The following is a 17,993-nucleotide window of genomic DNA, read 5'->3' as shown; positions in this document are numbered from 1 at the left end:
CATTATTTTGCGTATATGTTGATGCACCAGATGACAAACGGTTGATAAAAAACGTCAATAAGAAACGCACCAACAATAGGAACGATAATCAACGCTTTACGCGACGGACCGTATTTCTCCATAATGGTGGTCATATTCGCCACCGCTGTCGGTGTTGAACCGATGTCATGGCCGATTAATCCGGAACACATAACTGCCGCATCATAGTTTTTACCAAGGATTCTAAATATCACGATATAGGTGAGTACGACCAGAACAACCGTTTGCACACATAATACGATGATCAGAGGCAATGCCAGTTCAGCCAGTTCCCAAAGTTTGAGGGTAACCAGGGCCATGGAAAGATAGATGCCCAAGCAGATATCTCCTAGTTTATCGTTAAACTCCATGCTGTACTTGTAAAAATGATATTTTTCGTTGAGATTGCGAACTAGAACAGCAAAGAACATCGCGCCGACATAGGTGGGGATTGTCATGCTAATCAATTTGCCGAGCCAGCCAACGATAACAGATCCAAGAGTCATGCACAGAAGCAGGGCGGTTATGTTTTTCATAGTATTGCCATAATCCATTTCCACTTTTATGGTTTCTTGATAACCGCTGGTATCGATAGTGAAGTTATCGTCAAGGTTTGGTTTCAAATCGTATTGGACGACCAGCCTCCTACCGAGCGGTCCGCCGATCAGACTGGCTACAACGAGTCCAAAGGTTGCAGACGCTAAGCCGACTAGACTTGCTCCGGGGAAGCCCATTCCCTCGAGCGTCTGCCCGTACGCCGCGGCTCCGCCATGTCCGCCAACTAGTGCGATCGGTCCAGATATGATGCCATAGACCGCATGTAAACCGACCATTGGGCCTAAGCCGATGCCAATTCCCGTTTGCATTATGGTTACACCCACATTAACCACCCAGTACAAGAGAAGCAGCTTGCCGCCTGTCAGCAGAACTTTGAGGCTTGCTCCTAAACCGACCGTTGTAAAGAAAGCAAGCATAAAGGCTCCCATGAAAGTGGAATCAAATTTGAATGCTACCGCGCCACTTAAATAGAACATAAAGTTGATGAATACAAAAATAAATCCACCGACGACAGGAGCAGGTATACAAAACTTTTCTAGCGGTGGCACCTTTTTTTTCACCCAGTAACCGACCATTAACAGTATGGCTGCCAAAGTCATAGTGCCGATATTATCAAAGGTGAAGGTCAATACCGATTTAATAATTTCAAATTTCATATGGACTACTAACTCCTCTACTTTTTTATTTTGGGAATCCCTTTTTAGCTTTTATCAAATAAAGAAGATCATTTCTTGCCCCCTTTCTGATGACATATGTTCATATATCATAATTGCCCTTATGAAAGACATATGCAGTTCCTTTAAGCATGATGATATGCTGCGTGAAGTTTTCAAAATCGCTTGGCCTCAGCATTGGAATTACGAGTTCCATAGCTTAAAGGCAAAATGAGTAAAAAAACTCCACGCCTGCATTTTCAAGTCTGATAAGCACAGAAGCTAAAAATTAAAAACCGGAATACCTGACTCAGACTGAGTCGGATACTCCGGTGTTCTTATACTTTACGATAATATACAGCTGCTACCAAGTCTTTCCGCACGCGAATCAGCAACAGATCAACTGCCTACAGCCCTCTTTTCTCTAACCATCGGAACAAGAAAACCGTCCCTAGTAAAAACGGTACAATGATCAACCAATGATTGACGCCTAAAATTTGAGGAATAGTAATTTTGCCGTAATTACCCCAAGTAAGAACAGTCTTTTCTAAGTATGGATAGGCTTCAGCATATAACCCTGCCCCGACCAGCATACCTAAAATACCCCAAACAGAATCCCATCGTCCTTCACCCAACGCTCCCAAGGAAGTGCCCGGGCAGTAGCCAAGCAATCCCCAGCCTAAGCCGAACAGTAAGCCGCCGATAATGACCCCGCCTAGGATGGTAGGCTTCAAGGACAGCTTTACCAATCCCAGATCATAGAGCAGATAAACGCCGACCATGGCTACAGCGACATGGGACAGCATAAATTTGACGATGGTCATATCCTGCAGCCGCAGGGCTGCAATCTGCTTGTCATAACGCAGCACACGGCCCTTCTGCAGAAAGATGCCAAACAAAACACCGGTAATCAGACCATAAATCAAATCCATTACTTTCCACCACCTTTATAAAGCCAATTCGCCGAAATCAGGCCGCCGATGAAGAAACTGGCTAGCGCAATAAATCCGCTGACTGCAAGCTGCAGCGAACCGCTTAAGCCATGCCCGCTAGGGCAGCCGTCGGCAAGCCGCGCGCCGAACATGGCCACAATTCCACCGATAAAGGCAATTTTTGCCCTTGGCGTGATGTGTGGCCCAAACTGTTCCTGCCACATAGTAGGAACTGCCTGCCAGCGAAAACTGCCGGATGACTTCGCTGCCACGAATGCCCCGAGGGCAACGCCTATAACGAACATCCATTGCCAGTCAATCATTGGTACTTCCTTGATAAAGTAAGGCATGCTTGCGACCCGTTCAGGAGAAAAGATCTTCTCCAGCATTCCGGTCGTACGGACAAAAGTTGTCGATGCACCAAGGTATTTACCAACAAACCAAACAGAGCCTATTGACACCAAGCCGCTGAGTGCCCCGGCAAGATAAGGGCTCCAGCCTCTGTCTTGTTTCATATAACTCCCTCCCAACTTTTTCATATGAAAACCAGTTCATCATAATACTGATATTCATATTACTGTTTAATGTTACAAAACTTCTATGCTATCCTAACAATGCTCTTCATTCTTCTTTTTCACAAGCAAACGGCCAGGACACAATGCCGCCTTCCAGAACCTTGACGTTTTCAAAGCCGGCGCCTTCTAGAAAGCCTTCTGCCTCATAGCCCCGCAGGCTGATTTTGCAAAACGCTACAATTTCATCCGCTTTATTCAGTTCTGCCAGCCTGCTGCGTAGCTGCCCAAGAGGAATATATTTGATATTCGGACAGTCTGCCAGACGTATCTGCTTACATTCATCGGGAGTACGCACATCAAGGAACACGGCTTTACCGGTTTGCATCTTTTCCTTGGCTGTTATGGGTGAAATACCATTAAACTTACCTGCCAGTTTGTTCATAACCGCATTGGCGGCCACCGCTAAATTGTCTATAGGCGAATTATACGGCGGCGCATATGACAGGTCGATGTCAAATAAATCGTCAATCGTTCCTCCCATTGTCAGCACCGCTGCGGCAACATCCACCCTTTTGGCTACCTCTCCTTCGCCGACAGCCTGCATTCCGAGAACTTTTCGGGTATTGGCATCAGCGATTAATTTTATGGTGATAGATTTTGCTCCCATATAATGCGGCTTATCAGGACCGGCAACCATAACGGTGATGTAGTCATAGCCCAGTTGCTTCGCATCACGTTCACTTAATCCAGTCTTGCCGACAGTGAGGCTATGTACCTTGGCAATAACTGTGTTTAACACACCCTTAAATTTGACATGACCACCGCACAGGTTTTCACCGATTACGCGGCCATGTTTATTGGCCGTAGATCCCATAGGAGCAAACACTTTCTGTCCCGACATTATGTTGATATTTTCTACACAGTCGCCGCCGGCGTATATATCCGGATCACTGGTCCGCATTTCATCATCAACCGAAATTGCGCCAGTTGTACCAATAGTCAGTCCAGCTGCCCTAGCCAATTCCACATTGGGTCTTGCACCAATCGCTAATACCACCAGATCGGCTGGGATGGTGCGTTTGTCCGTCTTAACCGCTGTTACTTCCGTCTCACCGATAAAGGCTTCTACTTTTTCCGCAGCCAGCAAATTAATACCTTTCTCTGCCGCATATTTAGAGACAACTCCCGCTATTTCAGGATCAAGGAAAGCGGGAAATACTTGATCTTTCATCTCAACTACGGTTACCTGTAGCTGCTGCTTAGTCAATGCCTCAGCCATTTCCATGCCGACCAGCCCTGCACCGATAATGATCGCACGGTTAAACTTTCCGGCTTCTATTCCCTGACGGATTGCTTTAGCATCATCAGGATGCCAAAGGGAATAAATATTACCCAGTTCTACTCCCGGCAGCGAAGGTTTGATAGCAGAAGCGCCGGTAGCGATAACGAGTTTATCATACGGTAGCGTATCGTCTTCACCGGTAGCAAGGTTTTTCACCGTTACTACCTTAGAATCCCGGTCTATCGCCATTGCTTCCGTTTGAGTGAGTACAGTAATGTCTTTAGCATTTTTGAAATATCCTGGACTGCGTAAAACACCTACCGGTGTCTTCATCAAATCGTCAATGTCATTAACGTCGCCTCCCACATAATAAGGCATCCCGCAAGCACCATAAGAAATGATTTTCCCTCTTTCCAATACGGTAATGCTTGCCTGCGAATCACAGCGGCGTGCTTTAGCGGCAGCTTTTAATCCAGCTGCCACTCCACCGATCACTAGAATTTTTTTCATAAAAATCCCTCCCCCAATTATTCAAACCCGCTTAAAAGACAACGCTTTCTTGGGACATTTCTCTATACAACGGCTGCACTTCAGGCAATCGCTATGTGTGAATCCTTCTGCGCTTCCTTTTTCCGCATAAGGGGATAGTTGCAGCGGACATGCAGCAGTACAAAGTTTACAATTCACACAGGAGTTTTCTACCTGTAACGGCATGGGCCTTCTTTTAGCACTGACCCAGCTTGCCATCGTGCCCATCGGGCAGAAGGAGCACCAGGTACGCTGATGAAACATTACTCCCAGTACAATGCCAACAATGGTTGTAATCAGGATAATCCGTACAAACACCGCTCCCATAGCGGACCAATCACCCCATGCAGAGTACATTTGCACTCCAAAAACACCCATAATGAACAGAACCATCAATACGCGGAAGCCGGTACTGCGAAAAACCGCCGGTATTGGTTTCTTGGTAGATATTTTTGCAATAACGTGATCATAAAAACTGCCGCGGGGACAAAAATTCCCACACCAATATCTACCTTTGAAGGGAGCCATTATGACTGGAGCCAACATACATAGGATTGCAGCCAAACCAATCACTGGGTAAACAATGCCTACTGCTAGGAAACCCATTAATACCCAGAACAAATAGGGTTGTATCGTACTCCTCATATCTTCTCCTCTCAAATTTTAGAACGGAAACTAGCTTCCGACTTATTTTTTCAGCATAGTAATCATGGTTTTCGTTAAGTTCTCGATGCGCTGACGCGCATTGGTATCATCGATATGAACATCTTCCAAACAAGCTTCTGCGTATTGTTCAAGGATATGGGCGCTTAGTTTATTCACAGCACCGGTTATTGCACTTAATTGGAACAGAATATCTTCGCAATTCTTATTTTCTTCCACCATTTTTTCAATACCGGCAACATGACCTTTAATCGTACCCAATCGCTGAAGCACACTTTTTTTCAACTGTTCTTTAGTCATCATTCATACTCCTTAATCTTATCCATATCCCACCCCCATGGGTAGGGGGTATAGTTTTAATATAAATCATTACTTACGCAAAATCAACCCCAAAAAACAAGATAAGACTTGAATTAGCGGAATGACTCCACCTAATTCAAGTCTTACTTTATCACAGGTCACAGCAAACCATTTTCCCTGAATGGCACACTACTCCAGGGCAGACGCTTCCGCCTGAAGCATCAAATTCAGATTCGAGCAACGAGATGACGCGCAAACAGACCTTGTATGTCTTGCACCATTTGTATGGATGCCTCAATTTCAACTTTCCGGGTGGAAACGCTCTCTACACTACAGCCAATCGGTATGCCTTTCCCTACTGCAAAGTCGAGCAATTCTTCAAATATCTGTTTGGAAAGCATAATGGATTGATCCAATATATCTTGAGAATTCATCAAATCATTCTCTAGCCATTTCGGAATATTGACCCCTAACCACTTCATGAATTCTAAGGTTTTAATCGAGCCGCAGGGAGTGAGATTTATCAGTATCGGCACCATGTCGATATGATGGTTCTGGCAATGGTAGTAATAGTCGGATAGAACATTTTTAGTTGTTTCGACATTATAAACCGCTTGCGAAATAAAATACTGGCAGCCTTTATCCATTTTATCGATCATGCGCAAATGCTCATCGTGATATTTGCTATGCCGCTCTGGGATTAAAACTCCGCCCAAAAGCAGGTTCGGATTTAGTTCTGACCGCATTTGATAGGCTTCAGGCAGCCCGATATTGACCTGTTGCTGTTTAGCCGATGCACCGACGAACACCGAATACTTATCCTGTCTACTCTTCCCGGTAATCCATTCAGCCAACTCAGGTTTGCTATATTTGCCCACACAGCGATATATAATCTTTGGCATCTGTAGTTCTCGCAAATAGTCATTCGCATAAACAGCCGAATCAACGGTATGCAAGAAAGGGAAAGGCCTTTCGTCGCCAATTCGATCCGCTTCATCTTGAATATCATAAATTAGCAGACCATCAAGCGGTAAATCGCGGATGCGTTCAATCTGTTTTCCCGCAATCTCGCTAATCTTCTCTGGTGTATTGTTTGATTTCGGCGGAGTTAATCCGTATGTCAGGATTCCGGCCGCCTTATTGAGTATCTTTTGTTTCAGCATCAATATTCTCCCACATAGTTTATAAACAGTTTAAATTTGATAATCATACATCGGCTTTATACATCGAACCGCTTTCCCGGCGTGAGTGTCTACTAAATTGCCACGATCAATTGCTAGCCGGCCATTGACAAAGACGTAGTCAATTCCAACTGGCGGAGCATCAGGCAGTCCAAAATCCGCCTTATCAGCGATAGTATGAATATCGAATACCACTACATCTGCGTCCATGCCCTCCCGCAGCCGTCCCTTACAATCCAGTCCCAGAGTTTCAGCTGGCAATAAGGTTGCCTTGCGGACTGCTTCCATCAAATTTAATTGATATCGCTCGGTAACCATCTTTTTAAAATAGCGCGGGAAACTCCCCGCGATTTGCGGATGACCCTCACCAGGGGCATATGCGCCGGTATCGGTGGAGGGCATCGCAAATGGATGATTTAACGCCAAATAGATTTCCTCTTCAATGCCGGTAAAAACTACGACCGCCGTATGCGGAGCGCTGTCGCGAAGCTCGCGGTAGATCTCCTGGTTCAAGCGTTTTCCATTATACTGGCCGGTAACAACCAAAATGTCCTTCAGATCCCAACCGTTCGTCTCCATATAGTCCTCATTAAAGAGAGCGGCGCCGATATGCGTAGCCCATGGCGTATACATCCCACTGTCAAATCGTATGTCCATGCCGTCAGACCGGGCTCTGTTGATGACAGCCAGCGCCTCATCGACAACGCCCGTTCCATACTGATACACAAGATGTGATATTTGAATGCGAGCCCCGGTTTGCCGCGCAATAGAAATTGCTTCGACAAGCGAATACATGTCAGTACCTGTGAGCATCCGTGTGTCTACAGCGACAATTCGCCCATATCTGGCAGCAATTCTGCTCAAGCGAAGGACTTCCTCATTTGAACTTCCTGGTGCGTAGCCCAATCCTAACGACAGTCCGCACGCACCATCTTCAAATCCCTTTTCCACCAAATATTCCATGCGCGATAATTGCTCAGGAGTAGCTGGCTTGAGAGGGTCAATAGCGCCTACCGAGTTTCTCAAGTGGATTGAATGCCCGATAAATTCAGCCTGGTTGATGATAAAGCCATTCTTCTCCTGTAGCGTAAAAAAGGCATCTATATCTAACGGACTCGCTCCACAATTACCACCTACAGTTGTCGTAATCCCCTGTCGCAGCGAAAGTTCGCCACAATACTCGTCTAAATCGACATGCCCATGAATATCGATGAACCCAGGGCAGACTATCCTGCCGGAAGCGTCGAATTCTTGAACACCGTGAAGATTATTCTGGGTAATAGTCGCAATCTTGCCGTCAACTATACCGATATTAGCCGGATATCGAACAAGTTTCTCTGGATCAACCAGAATACCATTCGCAATCACAACATCTAACATGTTTTCACCACCTATTACCACCATGATCATCCAACGCCAAACACTATCGCGGGTATCATCAATTAAATTAATCTACTAATCGGCAAATGCCTGCTCAAAATCAGCAATAATATCGTCAATGTCTTCAATCCCTACTGATACTCGCAGCAAGCAGTCCGTGATTCCCAGCCGATTCCGCACCTCAGGCGGAATATCTGCGTGCGTCTGAACAGCGGGGAATGTGATTAATGATTCCACTCCTCCCAGGCTTTCCGCAAATTGCAGTAGCTTCACTCGCTTCAAAATATGTGGCGCCAACCTCGAGTCGCGCACAGTAAAAGATAACATCCCCCCATATCCTGTTGCCTGTTGCTCTTGAATATGCTTGCCCGGATGCTGTGGCAACCCGGGATAGTATACTGTCTCAACCTGTTCTTGCTTTTGAAGCCACTCTGCCAACGCCTGTGCATTTTGGCAGTGCTTGTCCATGCGCAAAGCCAATGTTTTCATGCCGCGAATCAGCAGCCAACTGTCATTAGGCCCTAGTATCCCGCCTGTTGAGTTCTGAATAAACCGGATACGTTCACCTAGCTGTTTGTTGCGGCTCACGACCAAGCCGCAGATAACATCATTATGTCCGGCAAGATATTTTGTCGCGCTGTGTACCACAAGATCAGCGCCAAGCTCAAGCGGCCGCTGCAGATACGGTGTCAAGAACGTATTATCAACAACGACGTATATATCTTTCTTCTTAGCCATTTTCACAATCGCGCGGATATCGACAATTTTCATTAATGGATTTGTCGGTGTTTCTATAAGTATACATCGTGTCGATGGCGTAAGCGAGTTTTCAATTTCATCCAGGCAGGTTGCATCAACGAAGCTGACTTTCAGCCCAAAGTTAGTAAACACCTTATCAAGTATCCGATACGTCCCGCCGTAGCAATCCTCAACCACTACAATATGATCATCTGTCTTAAACAGCATCAGTACTGCAGTAATGGCAGCCATCCCTGAGGCGAAGGCAAATCCGTCACTACCGCCCTCTAGTACGGCGATCGCTTCCTCCAGTACCTTGCGCGTCGGATTCTGTGTGCGGGAATAATCAAAGCCTGTACTCTGGCCTAATGCAGGGTGTCGGAATGTTGCCGATTGATAAATGGGTGTAGTGATTGCGCCGGTTTTAGCATCTGAGCCAACGCCGACATGAACCAACTGAGTATTGATCTTCATATGTAGTATTCCTCCCAGCTAAACATTCCCGTTTTCTAAATTGATCTTCCGCTGCTCAAATTTCACGACAACGCCATTTCTGATGATGATGATGATTTCGTCGCCATGTTGTGTATTATCTAACTTAGCCACAGGTAAATCTTCCTTCCCGCATGTTTGCTGGCCTGCTGCACCACTACTCTGCTGCATATGCGACTCCTCACTGCAGAAGCTCTAAGGCTGGAGTATGCCAAGCCATACCCAGCCTTAAACATCTGTACGGGTATTTTGCGCTGCTATTGCGTTTTATTTCGTTTTCCAAAGCGCCTGTTCCAGATCATCGATCAAATCTGCTGCGTCTTCAATCCCTAAAGACAAGCGGACTAAATTATCCGGAGCGCCTGCGGCCTCTCTTTGTTCCGGAGTCAGTTGCGAATGGGTCGTACTGGCGGGATGAATAACCAGCGACTTCGCGTCACCAACATTGGCAAGCAGCGAGAACAATTTCAAGGAATTGATAAAGGTTCTGCCTGCTTCGAGGCCGCCTTTGATGCCAAAGGTTAAGATGGCGCCTGCGCCTTTCGGCAAGTACTTCTGGGCCAGCTTATGATCAGGATGATTAGCTAATCCCGGATAGCTTACCCAGGTTACCTGCTCGTGACCTGCCAGGTATTCGGCGATTTTCTGAGCATTTTCAGTGTGGCGCTGTAACCGGAGATGCAACGTCTCCAGGCCGATTAGGAATTGGAAGCTATTGAACGGACTCAGGCAGGCTCCGAGATCACGCAAAACTTGTGTACGCAAACGAATGATAAAGGCTAATGGCCCAACTGCTTCAGTGTAACGCAGGTCGTGGTAGCTGGGGTCTGGTTCGCTGAGCAGAGGGAACTTGCCGTTTGCCCAGTTAAACTTGCCACCGTCGACTACGATACCACCCATGGAGGTGCCATGACCGCCGATGAATTTTGTCGCCGAGTGGATAACGATATCAGCGCCAAACTCAATCGGCCGGCAGAGGTACGGAGTGGCAAAGGTACTGTCAACAATCAACGGAATGCCGTTTTCATGGGCAATGTTAGCCACTTTTTCGATATCAAGAACATCAATCTTTGGATTACCGATCACTTCCGCATATACAGCTTTGGTTTTTTCTGTGATCGCTTTGCGGAAATTCTCGGGATCGCTGGAGTCAACCAGTTTCACCTTGATACCCAGTTGCGGCAGGGTGTAAGTAAACATGTTGTAAGTTCCGCCATAAAGAGTGGTTGAACTGACAATCTCATCACCCGCCTTAGCGATATTAAAGATGGCCGCGCTGATCGCCGCATGTCCGGACGCAAAGGCCAGCGCACCAACCCCGCCCTCAAGAGCAGCAACGCGTTTTTCAAATACATCGGTTGTCGGATTCATGATCCGGGTATAAATATTGCCAGGCTCAGCGAGTGCAAACAAATTTGCCGCGTGCTCGCTGTCGCGGAAATTATATGCGGTTGTTTGATAGATTGGAACAGCCCGTGAGCCAGTAGTGGGGTCAGGCTTCTGCCCTGCATGGACAGCTAGAGAATCAAAACGTAAAGTTTCAGGTAATGCCATAATAATCATCCTCCATGTTTTTAGTAAGTGGCAACCATGAGTCTCCTCTAGCCTTCAGTTTTCTGATCGGCCATTCCAGTGGTTGAGCGCCTAAATACCGTCCCCATATATCCCCTCCAATCCCGCCAATCGCTGTTTCTCAATCCTTTCTATTTGAACCAACAGATTATCTTTGATAATCAGGATAATTTGCCCGAAAGCTAAATCCTTCAGTTGCTCAGCAACTCTGCAGCGGAGACGCGCGATTTGCCGGTCATCCAGAATATTCTCATGGGCAATTCGCCCGATATCGGCAGACCGATTTACACCAGGATTGGACTTTCTAAAAGAATCCAAACGAATCTTATCAGTCCTCTCGATCTGCAACAAACGCCCATCCTGTACGATTAACGCGACTGTGCCATGAGAAACGGACCGGATCGAGTCGACAATAATGGTCAATGCATCTTGGGAGACGCAAGTAGGTTTAATTGGCATCTTGATTTCTCCCTTCTATGATACTTTAAAAAACGAAGAACCCCTTTCCGAGGAAAGAGGTTCTTATTCCACTTCCCTCTTATCTTCCAGAACAACGTTCTGCTGGATTTAGCACCACTGCATTGCTGCCGGTTGCCGGGTGTCATCGGGCCAGTCCCTCGACCACTCTTGATAAGAGTTATATACTAGTTATTCAATTGCTTTACATATTAGCATCTTGATATAACACTTGTCAATACCTGCGATAAATATATTATCGCAGGTACTTCCTTAACGCCAATATTGTTTTATACCTTGGTGTGTCAACAACTTTGTATGTCGACAACTTTATATTTACAAGAAAATCAACTTGTATTATACTGGCATTAGTTAACCTCATTATTTTTTGTGGTTAACCATTCTTTTCTGTTTTTTGTTAACCTAATCACTAATGAACGTTTACCATTGGAGGCTTTCTATGACAGATTCTTTCGTTGTCCATTTAGGAGAAAAAGTGCTACGCGGCCATTCTGTTACATATGACGAAGCGTTAACATTAATCGGAATCCCCCAGCATGACATTATGCTGGTCGCAGCTTACGCCAACAAGATTAGGGAGCATTTTGCAGGAAATCGGATCGATATGTGCGGAGTCATTAACGCACGATCAGGTCTGTGTACCGAAGACTGCAAGTTTTGCGCACAATCTGTTTTCCACAATACAAACATCTCTTCTTACGACTTGCTGGATGCAAGCCAGCTATTGGAGAAAGCCAGAGACGCAGAAGCACTTGGTGCCAAACGCGTAAGCATTGTAACCAGCGGCAAGGGAATGGAGTCTAGCCCCACTTTTTCCAGTATCATCGAAGCAATACAGGTGATACAAAAGAAAACACGACTGAGCGTTTGCGCCAACCTTGGAACAATAACCCTTCAGCAAGCACAGGCCCTGGCAAGCGTTGGTGTGAAACGTTACGCCCACAACATCGAAACAAGCGAGCGCTTTTATCCGAGCATCTGCTCGACCCACCCATTCAGCGAACGGGTCGCGACACTTCGAGCCGCTAAAGCCGCTGGTATGGAATTATGTACAGGTGGAATTATCGGCATGGGAGAATCATGGCAAGACCGTATTTCTATGGCTTTCACATTAAAAGAGCATGACGTCCGCTCCATTCCCCTCAACATACTCAATCCCATCCGCGGCACCGCCCTTGAAAAGGTCTGCCCACCAAACCCACTTGAGATAATTTTGACATTCGCCCTATTCCGGTTCATTTTACCGGATAAAGTGATCCGCCCCGCCGGAGGCCGCGAGATCAATCTCCGAGACATGCAGGGCGCCGCACTTCTTGCGGGAGCGAATGGACTGATAGTCGGCAATTATCTTACCTTCACCGGTCGAGATGCTGCCATGGATTTCGTCATGGCAAAAGACGCCGGCATGACACCGGAATAAAACCGGAGAAAAAGCAATCAACTTTAGGAGGTATTAAAATGAGTCTTACATTCCTTTGCGAAATTGGAAACAAAGTGTTAAACGGCGGCGCTGTCACGTTCGACGAAGCACTGGCCCTAACCCAGATCAAGGAGAACGATATCCCGATTCTTTTAGGTATTGCCAATAAGGTACGAGATGAGTTTACAGGTAAAGAAGTCGATACTTGCGAAATTGTCAATGCCCGTTCCGGCAATTGCTCCGAAAATTGCAAGTTCTGCGCCCAATCAGCTCATCACAAGGAAGTGAAATTAACTGTTTATTCCCTAATGAGTGAAGAAGAGATTGTAGCTGCAGCCAAAAAGGCTGAGATCGAAGGGGCCTACCGATTTTGCATTGTAACCGCCGGCTGCGGCATGAAAAGCGACCCTGACTTTCCGAAGATTCTGTCCGCAATCGAGCGTATTGGCCGTGAGACATCGCTTAATCGCTGTTGCTCTCTCGGGACGCTTGAGACAAGTCATGTGAAAGAATTAAAGGCGGCTGGCATTACTCGCTACCACCACAATCTTGAAACAAGCAGAAGCTATTTTCAAGAAATATGCACCACACACACCTACGACGAACGTGTACAGACGATCAAACGAATCAAGGCTGCTGGTTTGCAAGCCTGTTCCGGCTGCATCATCGGCATGGGCGAATCATGGAGGCAGAGAATCGAATTAGCCTTCGAACTCAAAGAACTTGACGTCGACTCTATTCCCATCAATGTATTGAATGCAATCGAAGGCACCGCCCTCGAAGATCAGCCTCGCTTGAATCCGATGGAGATCTTGCAAACCTTCGCTATTTTCCGCCTCATCCTGCCGACGAAGATTATCCGCTACGCGGGTGGCCGGGAACACAACCTAGGAGAACTTACTCCTCTAGGATTCCTTGCAGGGATTAATGGAATGCTGATGGGAAATTACCTCACCACCCACGGTCGCCAAGCGGCGGACGATCTAAAAACCGTACGCGGGCTAGGACTTACTCCGCTTCAGTCAAGCTAGAAAAATTTGCTTGACTGTAAGCTATGAAAGGTGAGCGGAAAGGATGATAAATGGCTGTCTTGAAACATAGTTTCAAGACAGCCATTTAGTGTTCTGTTTATATGAACTTGTCCAGCGCCAACTGGAACGCATCCGTACCAATACGCTTCACAACATCACTAAAGGATTCTCCGGGCGCTCTGTGGGCCTTAAAAGCGTTAACCAGACTTTCTACCGCCTTCGCTACACGATCAGCTGGCACAGAACCCTTTAGCTTGATTCCAAAACTTGCCTGAGGCCCCAGTCTGCCACCAATCGAAAATGTGAAAGCCTCGACGATCTGGTCGCCTACTTTTGCCACTGTGCCTTGAAGACCGATATCGGCAATTTGGTTCTGGCCGCAGGAGTTCACGCAGCCGCTGAAATGCACTACGATGGGAGTGTCCAACTCGACATGCTGATCAAGGTACTCCAGAATCTTTGCCGCACGCTGCTTCGTTTCAGCAACACCTAGCGGGCAGAATTGAGTGCCAGTACAGCTAATAGCATGCGCTGTGAATGGCTTAGGAAATGGGGTGAGCCGGGTTAGCACTTTTTCAGAAAGTACTGCTTCTGTCTTTGCGTCAGGAATATTGGGCAAGATAAGGTCTTGGGAATTCGTGGTGCGAATCGAACCGTCACCATACGTTTCGGCGATGGTTGCAAGCTCCTCTATTTCGTCGGCATAGAAACGTCCTAACGGAATCGACAAACCCAAATAATTCAAGCCTGATTGAACCTGTTGATGCAAGCCATATGAACAACCGGCATTCCAGTCAACAGTTAAATCTTTACCACGACTAGCTAGCGGGCCGGTTCGATTAATTAGTTCTTCCTGGAACTTCTCTACACCCCAGTCCTGCAGTAGAAACTTCAACCGAGCGTGGTTACGTTTTTCACGGTAACCGAAGTCGCGGAAAATAGTTGCTACCGCCTTTGCCACACTAAGTACTTCACTGGGAAGCACAAATAAATCGAGATCCTGCGCCATATAAGGCGCTGCCGATAATCCCCCGCCGACTTTCACATGAAAGCCGATGACCGTTTCCCCATTAACTTGTTTCTCTGCCGGGGTAAATGATAGATCATGAATCTCAGCGCTTGCCGGGTTATGAATACTTCCCGAAATCGATATCTTAAACTTGCGCGGCAAGTTAGAAAACTCTCTGTTGTTATGGAAGAAGTCTGACACTTCTTTTAGGATCGGGCTGGCATCGATGACTTCTTCCTGATCATATCCCGCCAGTGGATTGCCAACGATCGTGCGCGGGCAGTCGCCAGCAGATTCAATGCAACTAAGTCCGACTAAAGCAAGTCTCGCAAAGATATCTGGTAAATATTCTACACGGATCCAATGGAACTGAATCGCATGCCTTGTCGAGATATCCAGTAAATTGCGGCCATAATCACGGGCTATCTTGCCTAACGTGCGGGCCTGCAAAGAAGTGAGCACTCCGCCGGGAATTTTTACGCGCAGCAAGAAAAACCCATCTTCTTTCGGCCGAGAAATATACAGCCCCAACCATTTTAAGAGATCGAAGTCTTTTTCCTCAATTGCTGCAAAACCAAGCTTTGCAAAGCGCTCAATATCATTGATGATATCAAGGCCGTCTTTTTCCAATTTAATCAGTTCAACTTTATTTAACTTTGAACGATCTTGAGCCCAAACTGGTTCCATAAATTAAATCCTCCTGTCTGTTATCCAGGGATATCTTCAGACGGCTCCAATACAGGAACATCTACTCTAACTGTATTGGGGTATTTCAATCCGCTGCCCGTATTGAGCAAAACTGTCTTTTCTCCGGATTTTATCCAGCCGCTATTCAATAGCCGTTTATAGGCTGAAAGAGTAGCAGCTCCCTCAGGGCAGATAAATAAGCCTTCTGTCCTGGCCAGTTCCGCTTGGTCATGTAAAACCTCTTCGTCAGATACGGCGATTGTGCAACCGCCGGTTTGCTTGACCGCATCAAGAACCAAAAAATCGCCAAGCGCTTTCGGCACATTGATTCCAAACGCGATAGTGGAGGAATCCGGCCAAAATTCAGATGCTGCCTGTTTTTCTTCCCACGCCTTGACGATTGGCGCACAGCCTTCGGACTGGACAGCGACCAATCGGGGCATTTTATCGCCTATCCAACCAATCTCGCGTAATTCCAACAAGGCTTTGTAAATACCGATAATACCGACACCCCCGCCGGTAGGATAAAGGATGACATCAGGAACTTCCCAACCAAGCTGTTCAGCTATTTCCAGACCCATGGTCTTTTTGCCTTCAATCCGATACGGCTCTTTAAGGGTAGATGCATCTGTCCATTTGTTCTTACTTACCGCTCGTGCGATAATCTTGCCGGCATCGCTGATTAGTCCATTAACCAAATACAGCTTCGCCCCGGCGATGGCACACTCACTTCTGGTAATCGACGGCGCTTCAACAGGCATCACAATATAGGCATCGATCCCCGCCTTCGCGCAATAGATAGACCAAGCCGCACCGGCATTGCCATTGGTCGGCATGGCAATTGCTTTTACGCCAAGCTCTGCAGCGCAAGTCACCCCCATCGCCGCGCCACGGGACTTGAAAGTACCGCCGGGATTTAATCCTTCATCCTTCAGATACAGCCCGGTTGCTCCCAGGGAACGAGCTAGTTTCTCCAAAGGAATCAACGGAGTCATGACTTCTCCTAATGATATGATACTTGTTTCGTCCTGAAATGGCAACAGTTCGCGGTAACGCCACAGGTTATGCTTGCGTCTGGCCAATGCATCTTTGGAAAATGACGCTTTAACTTTGGCTAAATCATACCTCACTAATAGCGGCGCTCCACAAGTCGGACAAAGTTGGGCGATTTTGTGGGGTTCCAAATGCAAACCGCATTTGGAGCACTCTAAATGAGACACATACATGTCTAATCTCTCCCTTTGATTTTCTTTAAAATCTCCTGATCTACCATAACACAAACAAGGCCAAATCATCCCATAGGGGAATGATTTGGCCTTCAGTATTTCTGATCAGCACACAGTATGAAGTTCTCTTAGAGTATACACAAACACTTGGCAGGTGTCAAGGGGATGTTAAATTATTATTATTGACAGTATACTATACTATATGCTACTATTCAATTTAATTACATATCAATTACTCTTATCTAGAGTGGTCGAGGGACTGGCCCGATGACACCCGGCAACCGGCAGCAATGCAGTGGTGCTAATTCCAGCAGAACATTGTTCTGACAGATGAGAGGAGAGCGGAATAGAAAACCCCTTTCCTCGTGGAAGGGGTTTTTATTTTAATCAGAAAGAGGAGGCACCACATGCCAATTAAAATTCCGAACAACCTGCCTGCCACCAATGTTCTCGAAAGTGAGAATGTTTTTGTGATGTATGACAACCGCGCGTACACTCAAGATATACGTCCCCTTAAAATATTACTGTTAAATCTTATGCCGACAAAAATCGTCACAGAAACCCAACTCCTACGTCTGTTAGGAAATACACCCCTGCAGGTAGATATTGATTTTATGTATACCGCTACCTATGAGCCTACTAACACATCACCGGAGCATCTGATTAAATTTTACGAAACCTTTAATGATGTAAAATCGCGCAGATATGATGGCATGATTATTACCGGAGCGCCTGTCGAACAAATTCCTTTTGAACAGGTAGCGTATTGGGATGAACTTTGCGCCATTATGGAATGGAGCAAGACGCATGTATTCTCGACTCTCCATATTTGCTGGGGAGCTCAGGCAGGATTATACTACCATTACGGAATTCCCAAGTATGATCTTCCGCAAAAAATGTTTGGCGTCTTCCCGCACAAACGGCTCTGCCCAAAACATGACAAACTATTCCGTGGCTTTGATGATATTTTCTATGTTCCACACTCCAGACATACAGAAATCCGCCGCAGCGACATTGAAAAAGTTTCACAATTATGTATACTTTCAGAATCCTCCATTTCGGGTATTGGCACTGTCGCTGATATGAACAATAGGCGATTTTTCATTACCGGCCATTCAGAATATGATCCTTTCACGCTAAAAACTGAATATGACCGTGACGTGGCACAGGGTTTGCCAATTCAGATACCATACAATTACTACCCTAATGATGATCCTTCAGAAACACCAGTCGTTCTTTGGCGCGGCGCTGCCAACCTGCTATTTTCGAACTGGCTCAATTATTATGTTTATCAAGAAACCCCCTTCGATTTGTCTAAGCTGTAACAAAGG

The 17,993-nt window shown here is 46.4% G+C and carries 17 protein-coding genes and 2 riboswitches; of the genes, 3 read left to right on the top strand and 14 right to left on the bottom strand.

From position 1 onward, the window contains the following. Nucleotides 1-2: 2 nt before the first annotated feature. The 12 genes from gltS to AXX12_RS17250 all read right to left on the bottom strand — a co-directional run bounded on the left by gltS (nucleotide 3) and on the right by AXX12_RS17250 (nucleotide 11,271). Nucleotides 3-1,232 (bottom strand): sodium/glutamate symporter, encoded by a 1,230-nt coding sequence (gene gltS, locus AXX12_RS17300; RefSeq protein ID WP_066245448.1) that lies wholly within the window; start codon nucleotides 1,230-1,232, stop codon nucleotides 3-5. 404 nt (nucleotides 1,233-1,636) lie between these two features. After that, a complete protein-coding gene (locus AXX12_RS17295) occupies nucleotides 1,637-2,161 on the bottom strand; it encodes a DUF6691 family protein (RefSeq protein ID WP_066245446.1) in 525 nt (174 codons plus the stop codon). Next, on the bottom strand, nucleotides 2,161-2,676 hold the full coding sequence (locus AXX12_RS17290; protein WP_066245444.1) for a YeeE/YedE thiosulfate transporter family protein: 516 nt from the start codon (nucleotides 2,674-2,676) through the stop codon (nucleotides 2,161-2,163). The genes AXX12_RS17295 and AXX12_RS17290 overlap by 1 nt, the downstream gene beginning before the upstream one ends. A 106-nt stretch (nucleotides 2,677-2,782) precedes the next feature. Beyond that, the gene (locus tag AXX12_RS17285; protein ID WP_066245442.1) at nucleotides 2,783-4,468 is read right to left on the bottom strand and encodes an FAD-dependent oxidoreductase; all 1,686 of its coding nucleotides are present in this window, start codon (nucleotides 4,466-4,468) and stop codon (nucleotides 2,783-2,785) included. A gap of 21 nt (nucleotides 4,469-4,489) precedes the next feature. Further along, on the bottom strand, nucleotides 4,490-5,131 hold the full coding sequence (locus AXX12_RS17280) for a 4Fe-4S binding protein (protein ID WP_066245440.1): 642 nt from the start codon (nucleotides 5,129-5,131) through the stop codon (nucleotides 4,490-4,492). A gap of 42 nt (nucleotides 5,132-5,173) precedes the next feature. Beyond that, complete coding sequence (locus tag AXX12_RS17275; RefSeq protein WP_082816959.1) at nucleotides 5,174-5,452, bottom strand: metal-sensitive transcriptional regulator; 279 nt, start codon at nucleotides 5,450-5,452, stop codon at nucleotides 5,174-5,176. A 224-nt stretch (nucleotides 5,453-5,676) separates the two neighbouring features. Further along, a complete protein-coding gene (locus AXX12_RS17270; RefSeq protein ID WP_066245436.1) occupies nucleotides 5,677-6,612 on the bottom strand; it encodes a methylenetetrahydrofolate reductase in 936 nt (311 codons plus the stop codon). A gap of 30 nt (nucleotides 6,613-6,642) precedes the next feature. Further along, nucleotides 6,643-7,860: an amidohydrolase family protein gene (locus AXX12_RS17265; protein ID WP_082816972.1), complete on the bottom strand. Its 1,218-nt coding sequence runs from the start codon at nucleotides 7,858-7,860 to the stop codon at nucleotides 6,643-6,645. A gap of 225 nt (nucleotides 7,861-8,085) precedes the next feature. Next, nucleotides 8,086-9,222, bottom strand: coding sequence for a trans-sulfuration enzyme family protein (locus AXX12_RS17260; protein ID WP_066245432.1), 1,137 nt, complete (start codon nucleotides 9,220-9,222; stop codon nucleotides 8,086-8,088). Nucleotides 9,223-9,240: 18 nt separating this feature from the next. After that, nucleotides 9,241-9,411, bottom strand: a complete 171-nt coding sequence (locus AXX12_RS19495) for a hypothetical protein (protein ID WP_156478713.1) — start codon at nucleotides 9,409-9,411, stop codon at nucleotides 9,241-9,243. Between the two features lie 96 nt (nucleotides 9,412-9,507). Next, nucleotides 9,508-10,794 carry a homocysteine synthase gene (locus AXX12_RS17255; RefSeq protein ID WP_066245430.1) on the bottom strand — a complete coding sequence of 429 codons (1,287 nt, stop codon included), beginning with the start codon at nucleotides 10,792-10,794 and terminating at the stop codon, nucleotides 9,508-9,510. 90 nt (nucleotides 10,795-10,884) lie between these two features. Further along, complete coding sequence (locus AXX12_RS17250; RefSeq protein WP_066245428.1) at nucleotides 10,885-11,271, bottom strand: YezD family protein; 387 nt, start codon at nucleotides 11,269-11,271, stop codon at nucleotides 10,885-10,887. Nucleotides 11,272-11,347: 76 nt separating this feature from the next. Beyond that, a riboswitch (SAM riboswitch) is annotated at nucleotides 11,348-11,449 on the bottom strand. A 279-nt stretch (nucleotides 11,450-11,728) separates the two neighbouring features. Here AXX12_RS17250 and bioB (AXX12_RS17245) point away from each other — a divergent pair. Then, entirely contained in the window at nucleotides 11,729-12,709 is a 981-nt protein-coding gene (bioB, locus tag AXX12_RS17245) for a biotin synthase BioB (RefSeq protein ID WP_066245426.1), read from the top strand. 38 nt (nucleotides 12,710-12,747) lie between these two features. Next, entirely contained in the window at nucleotides 12,748-13,740 is a 993-nt protein-coding gene (gene bioB / locus AXX12_RS17240) for a biotin synthase BioB (RefSeq protein ID WP_066245424.1), read from the top strand. A 97-nt stretch (nucleotides 13,741-13,837) separates the two neighbouring features. Here bioB (AXX12_RS17240) and AXX12_RS17235 read toward each other — a convergent pair whose 3' ends face one another. Next, nucleotides 13,838-15,436, bottom strand: coding sequence for a nitrite/sulfite reductase (locus AXX12_RS17235; RefSeq protein WP_066245422.1), 1,599 nt, complete (start codon nucleotides 15,434-15,436; stop codon nucleotides 13,838-13,840). Nucleotides 15,437-15,456: 20 nt separating this feature from the next. Beyond that, complete coding sequence (locus tag AXX12_RS17230) at nucleotides 15,457-16,662, bottom strand: threonine synthase (protein ID WP_066245420.1); 1,206 nt, start codon at nucleotides 16,660-16,662, stop codon at nucleotides 15,457-15,459. Nucleotides 16,663-16,897: 235 nt separating this feature from the next. Next, a riboswitch (SAM riboswitch) is annotated at nucleotides 16,898-16,999 on the top strand. Between the two features lie 70 nt (nucleotides 17,000-17,069). Between AXX12_RS17230 and metA the strand changes: the two genes are divergently transcribed. Next, the gene (gene metA, locus AXX12_RS17225) at nucleotides 17,070-17,987 is read left to right on the top strand and encodes a homoserine O-acetyltransferase MetA (RefSeq protein ID WP_066245418.1); all 918 of its coding nucleotides are present in this window, start codon (nucleotides 17,070-17,072) and stop codon (nucleotides 17,985-17,987) included. Nucleotides 17,988-17,993: the final 6 nt, after the last annotated feature.

This window comes from Anaerosporomusa subterranea, from assembly GCF_001611555.1.
GTDB lineage: Bacteria > Bacillota > Negativicutes > Sporomusales > Acetonemataceae > Anaerosporomusa > Anaerosporomusa subterranea.
Note: the sequence above shows the minus strand (reverse complement) of the source record. Positions and strands in the feature narration are given on the sequence as shown.